This window comes from Thermus sp. FJN-A (genome assembly GCF_054655095.1).
In genome coordinates, this window is sequence record NZ_BAAHSC010000315.1 from 1 (window position 1) to 236 (window position 236).

The 236-nt window shown below is 64.0% G+C and carries 1 protein-coding gene; it reads left to right on the forward strand.

What is annotated here, in order from left to right:
• Window positions 1-236, forward strand: a 236-nt coding sequence (locus tag ACYQ0J_RS13870; RefSeq protein WP_460172639.1) for an EF-Tu/IF-2/RF-3 family GTPase, incomplete at both ends; no start/stop codon positions are given.

Here is a 236-nt window from a genome sequence, read left to right on the forward strand (position 1 = left end):
ACCCCAAGACGAAGCGTGGGGAGAACGAGTGGGTGGACAGGATTTGGGAGTTGTTGGACGCGGTGGACGAGTACATACCCACGCCGGTGCGGGACGTGGACAAGCCGTTCTTGATGCCGGTGGAGGACGTGTTTACCATCACGGGGCGTGGGACGGTGGCCACGGGGCGGATTGAGCGGGGCAAGGTGAAGGTTGGGGACGAGGTGGAGATTGTGGGCCTTGCTCCGGAGACGCGG